At 60.8% G+C, this 9,590-nt stretch carries 8 protein-coding genes; 2 read left to right on the top strand and 6 right to left on the bottom strand.

Features of this window, described 5'->3' with window-relative positions:
- Positions 1–128: 128 nt before the first annotated feature.
- The 4 genes from VF629_RS24840 to moaA all read right to left on the bottom strand — a co-directional run bounded on the left by VF629_RS24840 (position 129) and on the right by moaA (position 6,439).
- Positions 129–1,289, bottom strand: coding sequence for an MFS transporter (locus VF629_RS24840; RefSeq protein ID WP_331061213.1), 1,161 nt, complete (start codon positions 1,287–1,289; stop codon positions 129–131).
- A 436-nt stretch (positions 1,290–1,725) separates the two neighbouring features.
- Entirely contained in the window at positions 1,726–4,236 is a 2,511-nt protein-coding gene (locus VF629_RS24835; protein ID WP_331061212.1) for a response regulator, read from the bottom strand.
- A gap of 288 nt (positions 4,237–4,524) precedes the next feature.
- Positions 4,525–5,319, bottom strand: coding sequence for an alpha/beta hydrolase (locus VF629_RS24830; RefSeq protein WP_331061211.1), 795 nt, complete (start codon positions 5,317–5,319; stop codon positions 4,525–4,527).
- A gap of 82 nt (positions 5,320–5,401) precedes the next feature.
- The gene (moaA, locus tag VF629_RS24825; RefSeq protein ID WP_331061210.1) at positions 5,402–6,439 is read right to left on the bottom strand and encodes a GTP 3',8-cyclase MoaA; all 1,038 of its coding nucleotides are present in this window, start codon (positions 6,437–6,439) and stop codon (positions 5,402–5,404) included.
- A 147-nt stretch (positions 6,440–6,586) separates the two neighbouring features.
- Here moaA and VF629_RS24820 point away from each other — a divergent pair, with 147 nt between their 5' ends.
- Positions 6,587–6,829: a MoaD/ThiS family protein gene (locus VF629_RS24820; RefSeq protein ID WP_331061209.1), complete on the top strand. Its 243-nt coding sequence runs from the start codon at positions 6,587–6,589 to the stop codon at positions 6,827–6,829.
- 86 nt (positions 6,830–6,915) lie between these two features.
- Complete coding sequence (locus tag VF629_RS24815) at positions 6,916–7,338, top strand: molybdenum cofactor biosynthesis protein MoaE (RefSeq protein WP_331061208.1); 423 nt, start codon at positions 6,916–6,918, stop codon at positions 7,336–7,338.
- Between the two features lie 64 nt (positions 7,339–7,402).
- On the opposite strand, the gene VF629_RS24810 is transcribed toward VF629_RS24815, so the two are convergent.
- Entirely contained in the window at positions 7,403–8,644 is a 1,242-nt protein-coding gene (locus tag VF629_RS24810) for a serine hydrolase domain-containing protein (RefSeq protein ID WP_331061207.1), read from the bottom strand.
- 196 nt (positions 8,645–8,840) lie between these two features.
- Positions 8,841–9,530: a porin family protein gene (locus VF629_RS24805; protein WP_331061206.1), complete on the bottom strand. Its 690-nt coding sequence runs from the start codon at positions 9,528–9,530 to the stop codon at positions 8,841–8,843.
- Positions 9,531–9,590 lie beyond the last annotated feature (60 nt).

Genomic DNA, 9,590 nt, shown 5'->3' with positions numbered 1-9,590 from the left:
TTCTTTTTCAACGATTGGACTACTTGAGCACGCGAGATGCCTCGGCTGCGCTCGGCATGACCGTTCTTTAGCGCCCAGCCTGTTGCCTACCTCCTTCCCTCTTACCCCCCTACCCCCTGGCCCTAAGCTTACACCCGCACTCGCGTGGCCACGGCCGACACGCACAGCCCCATAAATGCAATCAGCGCAAACGACACCCGCAGGCTGGTAGCGCCGGCCACCATGCCGATGACGGGCGGCCCCAACAAAAACCCCAGAAACCCAATGGTCGAAACCGAAGCCAGCGCCATGCCAGCCGACATTTGCTTCGAACGGCCCGCCGCGCTGTACACCAGCGGCACCACCGCCGACGTGCCAAAGCCCACCAGCAAAAATCCCAGCAGCCCCGTGGCCAGCGTGGGCAGCAGCACCGCAATCAATAGCCCAACGGCCGTGAGCAGCCCGCTGAGCTGGATGACGCGCTTGCCGCCGATGCGGGCCGCCAGCCAGTCGGCCCCAAACCGCCCCAGCGCCATGGTGCTCATGAAGGCCGTGTAGCCCGCGCCCACCCAGTCCGGGTCGGCCTGAATGACTTTCTTGAAATACACCCCACTCCAGTCAAACATGGCGCCCTCGCAGATGAGCGCACAAAAGGCAATGGCGCCCAGGCCCAGCAGCTCCTTGTCGGGCTTCACGAAAATGGGCTGGTTGGGGTCGACGTCGCTGTCTTCGCGCACAGTGTAGCCGGCACTGACTGCCAAACCCGCCAGAATAAAGAGCGCAATGAGAATAAAATGCACGCCCGGCGAGATGGCGTGGCCAATCATGAACGTGCCCACGGCCGCGGCCACAAAGCCCGCCAAACTCCACAGCCCGTGAAACGAGGCCATGATGGGCTTGTGCTTGTAGAGCCGCTCCACGCCCACCGCCTGCGTGTTGACGGAAATATTGGTCAGGTTGCCGCCGATGCCGAACAGCACCAGGCACGGCAGCAATTGGTAGAGGTTGCTGGCCCAGCCCAGGCCCAGTAGCGCCACGGCGTAGAGCGCCACGCCCCACAGCACCACTTTGCGGCTGCCTTCCCGGGCCACCAGCCAACCGGTGAACGGCAATGAGAGCAGCTGCCCCAGCGGAATGGCGAGCAGCACGCCGCCCAGCCCGGCCTCCGAAATGCCCATGCGCTGCTGAATGCTTGGGATGCGCGAAGCCCACGAAGCAAAGCACAAGCCCAACAAGAAAAACAACGCCCCCACGGCCAGCCGATGGGCTTGCCGGGAAATAAAAGCAGGGGAAGTAGTCAACGAAATCATACGCTATTTCTACCGGTAGGCGGCCGGCAAGCCGCCCCGCCTTTTGCACAAACTTAAGCTGCCACCAACGCCCCTCCCGCCTCGATAGTTGCCTGATTTACAAAATAGATGCCCGACTTCCAGCAAACGTTTCCAACACTTTTAACCCTCTACCTAACTGAGTGAAATCAGGACTTTCGCTTGTATAATATATTAATTTTCAGCCTAATAATTGCAGCAGCACCGTCCTAAGGCACTTCGATTCTGCCGCTACTTGGGTTGCGGTAGTATCGGCGTCGGCCCCAAGCCAACACTTGTCTGGCCCGGAGCCGCTAGCTGCCTTGTTGGTTCTGCCTGGGTTGCGCTGTGCTGCCGGCGGTGAGGGCGGTAGCCGGCACCGGCATGGGGCAATGCAGCCCTATGCAGGTGCCGGCTGACGACGCCAGCGTTGCGAGCATTAAGATTTGGTGTCCAGTTCGATTTGGTTCACAACTTCCCGGAGCAGCATGCTGACCGAGTCCACCAGGGGCTGCAAACCCTCAGAGTGGAACCCTCCCTCCCACTGGTCCAGGGCCTCTACCGGGGAGAGAATGTGCCGCGCCTGCAAATGCACCAGGTTGGGCAGCAAGGTGTGGGCCGTGGTTTTTAGGAGCACCATGTCCTTGGCCAGCATGCCCTGCTGCAAGCTCTCGATGGCTTCTTCGCAGCTCTCCACGAAAGTTTCCAGCATGAAGGCCACAAAAGATTCATCGCCCTGGCCCACCTGCAGCAGTTCTTCCACGCCGTACAGCTTCATTTCGCCAGACGGCTCGGGCATCGCCTGGGCTTGGGGCGAGGGCAGCTCATCGGCGGCCAGGTCCATTTCGGCCACGGCCACGGGCTGCAGCAGCGTCCATTCGCCCACTATTTTCAGCAGTTCTTCCTCCTTGAATGGCTTGGTGAGGTAGCCGTTCATGCCCGCCGAAAGGCACTTTTCCCGCTCGCCTTTCACGGCGTTGGCGGTGAGGGCCACAATGGGCGTGGCCAGGCCCAACTGCTGGCGGAGCAGGGCCGTGGCCGCGTAGCCGTCCATCACCGGCATCTGAATATCCATCAGAATCAGGTCGAACCGGCGGTGCTGGGCCAGCTCCACGGCTTCGGCGCCGTGCTCGGCCTCGGTCACCTGCACGTGCGCATGGTTCAGGAAGGTCTTGGCAATCTGCCGGTTGAAACGGTTGTCTTCCACCAGCAGCACCTGCTTGTTGCGCAGGCCCTTGCGCGTGGGGCTATCTAGCGGCAGCACCTTCCTGGTGGCCAAGTCAAGGGGGGTGCCCACGGGCAGCCGCAACACAAACTCAATGACGGTGCCTTGGTTTTTGAAGCTTTGCAGCTGCAAGTCGCTGTCCATCAGCTTCAGCAGGTTGCGGCAGATGCTCAGGCCCAGGCCGGTGCCGCCAAACTTGCGCGTCACCGACGAGTCTTCCTGGCTAAACTCCTGGAAAATGTGCTTCATGAACTCCGGCTCGATGCCCACGCCGGTGTCCTCCACCCGGAACACCACTTCGCCGTTTTCGCCGTCGGCGTCGGCCACGAAATCACAGGAAATCGACACGCGGCCGGCTTCGGTGAATTTGATGGCGTTGCCGGCCAGGTTCAGCAGCACTTGCCGGATGCGGTAGGGGTCGCCGAGCAGCACCCGCGGCACAGCGGGCGCCACCTGCGTGCGCAGGCACAGGCCCTTTTCCACGGCCTTGTAGTGCAGGGTCTGCTCGATTTCGGCCAGCAAATGCGCCGGCGTGAAGCCCACTTGCTCCAGCGTCATCTTGCCCGCCTCCAGCTTGGTCAGGTCCAGGATGTCGTTGATGATAACCAGCAAATGCTCGGCCGACGTGGCTATGGCCTGCCGGTAGCTCTCCTGGTCGGGCGCCAGCGTGGTTTTGGCCAGCAGCTGGCTCATGCCCAGAATGGCGTTCATGGGCGTGCGGATTTCGTGGCTCATGTTGGCCAGGAAAATCTCCCGCGCCCGCACCGCCGACTCGGCCGCCAGCTTGGCGTGGCGCAGGGCTTGCTCGGTCTGGACGCGCTCGGTGATGTCGAGGCCGTAGGCCACGATGAGGTGCAGGCGGCCGTCGGGATGAAACACGGGCTGCAGGCAGCGGTACTGGTGCCGGATGCCGTCCGGCCGCTGGAAAGCCTCTTCAAACGTCACCAGCCGGCGCTCGCGCGCGGCCTGGTTCATGCGTACCTGCCGCTCTTCGGCAATGCCGATGGGATGGTTGTACTGGCGGCAATAGTCGAAATTGTCTTTGTTGATGACCCATTCCCGCGCCGCCGGGTCTTTGATGCCGCTGGCGTTCACGAACAGGTAGCGGTGGTCCGCGTCGAACACGGCCAGGTCGCAGGGCACGTGGTTGAGGGCAAATTCGTAGAATTCGCGCTGCTCCACCAGCTTCTCCTCGGCCAGCCGCCGGGCGGTGATGTCGGTGCCGGTGCCCACCACCATGCGCAGCGAACCATCGGCCCCGAACACGGGAATCAGGTGCCGCAGCAACCGCCGCGGGCCCTTGTCCGAATCCAACGACTCTTCCCAGGTCACTTCCTCGCCCGATTGCACGGCCTGGCCAATCTTCTCGCGGCGGGTGAGCGCCACGGCGGCCGGCCGCTGCCGGTATGCACAATACTCCGAATCGTTCTTCCCAATTATCCATTCGCGCACCTCAGGGTCTTTGACGGCCTGCTGGTTAACCAACAGGTACCGGTCTTCCGCGTCGAATACACCGACTTCTACCTTGAGGTGATTGAGAATGGTTTCGTAATAGTCTTTTTGGTTTGCGGCACGCTCTTCTGCTTCGCGTAGTGCAGCTTGCGCCTCCGCCAGGGCCAATTGCAAAGCCGCAACTTGGGCTTCAGCCGACTGCGCTTCGCACGGGATGGCGAGCTGACCGTCGGAATCTGGGTTTATAATTATCGAATTGTAAAATTTTGACATATAATATAATTACGAACCAGGGTATAATTAACAAATATACTGTATTATGCTATGCTAACGACCTTATTTCCTTACGGTTCGGCTTAGTCGAATTAAATTAATTTTATAAATTTTAGAATATCAACGATGGTACATTTCAATTACCAAGCAGTAATGATATGGATATCATGGAATAACCTAAAACTGACCGGACAAGAAATAATTTTCTTGTCGGCACTTTCTCGCTTACATAGCTGAGAAATAAACCGCGCCGGTGCTTGGCAACCACCGCTCGAAAGGCGCTTCGGCTTACAGCAACTCTGCAAGTGTACGGCGATAAAGCGGATTGTCCGTCATGCCGTTGTGGCCCGCGCCGGGCAATACCACAAGCTTGTCCGTCGGCTTGAGCAAGGCTTTGAGCTTGAGGGACGATTCGTAATAAATCACCTCGTCGCGGTCGCCGTGGAACAGCACAACGGGCGCGCTCACCTGCTGGATTACTTCGTTAGTTGGCAGCGGGTAGCGCACCAAAAAACCGGGCACAAATGGGTAGAGCCGCGTGGCCAAATCGCGCATGCTGTAGTACGGCGCCTGCAGAATCAGCAGCTTGGGGTGCTGTTGGGCCGCTAGCCAAGTAGCCGGGCCGGTGCCCACCGAGTACCCCATAATTACGGTCTGGTTTTCGGGATATTCCCGCATCAGCTGCCGGTACGCCGTCTGCACATCGCTCAGCAGCTGCGCTTGGCTGGTGATGGTGCCGCCGCTCTTGCCATAGCCGCGGTAGTCGAGCAGGAATACGTCGTATTGCAGGCGGGTGTAGGCGGCCGCCACTTCGCCCCAGCTGTCCACGGCGCCGCCGTTGCCGTGCAGGTAAAACACCAGCCCTTTGGAATCGGGGGCGTGAAACAGCAAGCCGTGCAGCCGCGTGCCGTCGGCCGTGGGTATCCACCGTTCCTCAAAGTTGCCGGGGAAGCGGAATTGGTGGTCGGCCCGCAGGCGGGTGGGGAAGAACAGCAGGCTTTCCTGCTTGAAATACAGCACGCAGCACAGCGCTACGTACAGCGCCGCCACTACACCCAGCACAATCAGCACAACTTTTATCATCACCGAAGTTTAGGCTGCCGTGTCGCACCGCCTTGAATGGGCAAGGTAAAGAAGCGTGCCCAGACCTGTTTCTTCAGCCGGTTTACCCCCCGATGGTGGCCATGCTCTCGAAGCTGAGCTGGTGCAGGGGCCGCTGCCGCTCGGCTTCAAAGCCATTGGCTGCGCGGAAGCGGAAGGCCGCTGCGAGAGCCGCTACAATCTCGTCGTCGGTTTTGCCGCCGCGCAGCAGGGCGCGCGTATCGAGCACGCCCTGGTCGTAGAGGCAGGTTTTGATGCCGCCCTCGGCGGTGAGCCGCAGGCGGTTGCAGGTGCCGCAAAAGGTGCGCGAATACGCCGCAATAATGCCAACGCGGCCCTGATGGCCAGCAATTGTATAGTCCGAGGCCGTGGCTCCGGCCGCCATCGTTACGGGCGTAAGCTCGCCAAAATGCTGCTCTAGGTGCTGGCGGATACGCACGTGGTTCCACGGCAGCGAGGCGGGGCCGGCCTCGTGACTGCCGCCGTTGAACGGCATTTCCTCGATGAAGCGCACGTCGATGGGTAGTGTGCGGCTGAGGTCGGCCAGGGGAACGAGGTCGTCGATGTTCTGGCCGTCCATCACCACCGCGTTGATTTTTACCTGAATGCCGTGCTCCAGCAACGCGTTCAGCGTTTCCAGCACGCGCGGCAACTCGTCGCGCCGGGTGATGCTGGCGAAGCGGGCGCGGTCCAGCGTATCGAGGCTTAGATTCACGGCGCGTACGCCCAGCCGGGCCAGGGCCGGCACATGCGGCGCGGTGAGCACGCCATTGGTGGTGAGGCTGATGTCGTTGATGCCAGGAATTTTGGCCAGCTGCTCCATGAACGGCACCAAGTCGCGCCGCACAAAGGGCTCGCCGCCAGTCAGGCGCACTTTGCGCACGCCCAAGGTGGCCAGCAGGCCGGTCAGGCGCAGCATTTCTTCGTAGCTCAGCAACTCGTGCTTGGGCATGTACTTGATGCCTTCTTCGGGCATGCAGTAGAAGCAGCGCAGGTTGCAGCGGTCCGTCACGGCCAGGCGCAGGTACTCCAACGGCCGGCCGTGCTGGTCGAAGAGGGGCGAAACCACCGGAGTGGCCAGAGCAGGAGTAGATGGTAGCACGTTTATCACCAATTTTGCACGGCTGTACGTAAGACACCCGACTTGCGCTAAACCCCCATTGCGGGAAAGGTGTTCAGGTCTCGCACCCGGCGCGGGGCCGAACGCGCTTTCCGCCCTGGTTTTCGCTCAAAATAATACGCCGAAGATATGTCCTTAAAAGTCGCTTTGTACGGCATCACCCGCGACATTGTGGGCACTGCCCTGATAGAATTGCCCGCCCCCGCCCCCGCCACGGTGGGCGCCCTGCTGGAGGAGATGCGCCGGCAGTACCCGGCGCTGGGCGAGCTGCGCAGCTGCGCCGTGGCCGTGAACAACGAATACGCCGCCCTCGACCAGCCCCTGCATACTGTAGACGACATTGCGCTCATTCCCCCCGTGGCCGGCGGATAATGTAGCGCGGACTTTTAGTCCGCGTGCCGTGACTTCTGCCTGGTTTTATAGCTCACGCCTCGCGGACTAAAAGTCCGCGCTACTTCATGACTCCTCACTTCGCCATTACTGACCAGCCCATAGCCGTGGCCGACGCCCTGGCCGCCGTGCAAACCGATGCGGCCGGCGCCGTCAACGCTTTCATTGGCACGGTGCGCAACCAATCGGGTGGGCGCCCGGTACGCCGCCTGCACTACGAGTCTTACGACGCCATGGCCCTCACCCAGCTGGGCCACGTGGTGGCGCAGGCTTACGAGAAGTGGCCCATGCTGCAGGAAGTGGCCGTGGTGCACCGCAAGGGCACGTTGGAGCTCGGCGACGTGGCCGTGGTGGTGGCCGTGGCCACGCCGCACCGCGCCGAAAGCTTTGCCGCCTGCCAGTTCATCATCGACACGTTGAAGCAGGTGGTGACCATCTGGAAGCGCGAGGAGTACGAGGACGGCACCGAGTGGGTGGCAGCGCACCCATAACTGTGCGTGAGGTGGTCTCAACGGTGAGGCTCATTGCCCTATTATGTACTACACTGCTTGGCTGTTACCCCCCCAGCCGGTGCTGGTATTTGGCCAGCGTGTCCCAGATTTTATACATTGTCGCCCCGCCGGCCTTGTCGGAAAAGCTGGTATTTATCAGCAAGAGCCGGCCGATGCCGGATTTGGGGTCAAAGAACAGCAGCGTTACCACGCCGGGGTCGCCGCCGGTATGGCCGATGAAGCCGGTGTAGCCGAAGCCCATGAACACCCCCACGTTGTAGGATTCGCTGTACGGGTTGCGCTCGTTGCGCTTCTCAAAGTTGCCAGCGGCCAGCTCGGGCCGAAACAATTCGCGGTAGCTCTCGGGCCGCAGCACGGTGCCCTGGCCCTGGTAGCCCCGAATCAGCTCGCGCAGGTACTTGCTCATGTCGGCGACCGAGGAAATGAAGCCGCCGTCGGGATAAGTGGTTAGCCCATAGTAGGGCAGCGGCACCGTGGGCGACTGATAGAGCCGCGAGTGCCGGGAGAAAGCGACGTCGGCGAAGCGCCAGCCCGAGTTGCGCAGGCCCAGCGGCCGGGTGAGGTAGCGGGCCGTAAAGTCCGGAAACGGCTGCTTGCTGGCCAGCTCTACCACGTACGCCGCCAGGGCCGCGCCCACGTTGGAGTACTCGTAGAGCTCGCCGGGCCGGCGGGCGAGAAACCCCTTTGGCTGGTACCACTTGCCCTGCGGGGTCAGCACATTTTGCAGAAACACGGGCAGGGTCACCGCCGAGTCGGCAGGGATGAATGTCTGCTCGTCATCAAAGGTCATCGGCATGCCCGCGACGTTCTGGCCGGGCTGAAGGAAGTAGTTTTTGCTCAGGTAGAAGTCGTTGTCGCGGATGCCGGACGTGTGGGTTGCCAGGTGCCGGAGCGTAATCGGCACATCGGGAAACGCGGGGTTCACGACCGGGAAAGGCAGGTATTTGCTGATGGGGTCGTCCAGAGTGAGCAAGCCCAACTCCTGCGCCTTGAGCAGGGCCAACCCAACCAGCGTTTTGGACACCGACCCGATGTTTTGCAGGGTGTTGACGCCGTATGCTTTTTGGGCTTGGACGTCGGCAAAGCCAAACCCGTGCTGATAGACAGTACCCTTCCGGTTCACGATGGCCACCCCAAACCCGTTGAAATAGCCCTGGCTGCGCAACGCTTCCAGTTCTGCCGTTAACGAATCCTGAGCAGCCTTGCGCCTACCCGGCTGGGCCGCTCCTGGCGTGACGAGGCCGCAAGCGAGGCAGAGTATTAGGGCAACAAGAATTCGAAGCATAAGAGAGGTAACCAGGGAGAATGAGCAGGGCTGCGGGCTAGCGCCACAGCAAATAAAGGCCTGCTTCCCAGTAGTGACCTGACAGCACGAGAACGGTGCCAAGTGACTAGCGGCGCAGTGGGGGCAGTTCGGCAAGCACTGAAAAGCCCGGCCTCTGTGCAGAAGTCGGGCTTTTCTCAGGAGTTACAGAAGGCTGTTATTTGCTCGGAATTAAGTAGCCCAACGAGAGCTGGAAGGCCGAGTGGCGGGCGTTTTTGAGGTCGCCGTTGAAGTAGGTATCGTCGTCGCTCTTCACGAAGTCGCTGAAGGCGCCGGTGTAGCGCAGGCTCAGGCTCAGGCCATTGTCGGCTTGGTATCCTACGCCGGCCAAATAGCCCAACTCGTTGCGGTTGAGGCCGCTCACGTCATTTTTGTCGCGGGCTTCTACGGTGGTCGGGGAGCCGCCCAGGGCGGGCGTGGTGGTGGTCCGGGTTTCGTTGTTGGAGCTAAGCAGGTAGGAGTACTGCGGGCCCGCTTCCACGATGAAACCGCCGGCGTTGACTTTTAGCAGTACCGGCACGTCGAGGTAGTTGTAGTTCACGTTGCCCTCGCGCTTTTGCTTGCCGCCCAGCACGTTTGTGAATTCAGTCGGCTTGTTTTCAAAGCCTTTCTGCGAATACAGAATCTCGGGCTGCACCGAGAAGAAGCCTTCCACTACGGGCACGTTGACCATCACGCCACCCAGGAAGCCGACTTTGTTGTTGTAAGTGTTTTCGTTTCTGACGTTGCCGGCCAGGTTGGAGTAGTTGGCGCCGGCGCGCAAACCAAAGCGCACGTCCTGGGCCTGGGCCGATGAAACGGCCGCGGTGGCGAATAAAGCCCCGATTAGAATTGCAGATTTTTTCATGGTGAAAAATAGATGGGATATGTATTCGGATTGGGCCTATTCGAAAAGTGTGCCAATCGG

The organism is Hymenobacter sp., from assembly GCF_036388155.1.
Taxonomy (GTDB): domain Bacteria; phylum Bacteroidota; class Bacteroidia; order Cytophagales; family Hymenobacteraceae; genus Hymenobacter.
Note: the sequence above shows the minus strand (reverse complement) of the source record. Positions and strands in the feature narration are given on the sequence as shown.

What these genes read in the sequence shown, in the direction of transcription:
- VF629_RS24835 (WP_331061212.1), bottom strand. Translation starts at nt 4,236, where the DNA reads ATGTCAAAATTTTACAATTCGATAATTATAAACCCAGATTCCGACGGT.
- VF629_RS24820 (WP_331061209.1), top strand. Translation starts at nt 6,587, where the DNA reads ATGTCCTTAAAAGTCGCTTTGTACGGCATCACCCGCGACATTGTGGGC.
- VF629_RS24805 (WP_331061206.1), bottom strand. Translation starts at nt 9,530, where the DNA reads ATGAAAAAATCTGCAATTCTAATCGGGGCTTTATTCGCCACCGCGGCC.
- VF629_RS24830 (WP_331061211.1), bottom strand. Translation starts at nt 5,319, where the DNA reads ATGATAAAAGTTGTGCTGATTGTGCTGGGTGTAGTGGCGGCGCTGTAC.
- VF629_RS24815 (WP_331061208.1), top strand. Translation starts at nt 6,916, where the DNA reads ATGACTCCTCACTTCGCCATTACTGACCAGCCCATAGCCGTGGCCGAC.
- VF629_RS24840 (WP_331061213.1), bottom strand. Translation starts at nt 1,289, where the DNA reads ATGATTTCGTTGACTACTTCCCCTGCTTTTATTTCCCGGCAAGCCCAT.
- VF629_RS24810 (WP_331061207.1), bottom strand. Translation starts at nt 8,644, where the DNA reads ATGCTTCGAATTCTTGTTGCCCTAATACTCTGCCTCGCTTGCGGCCTC.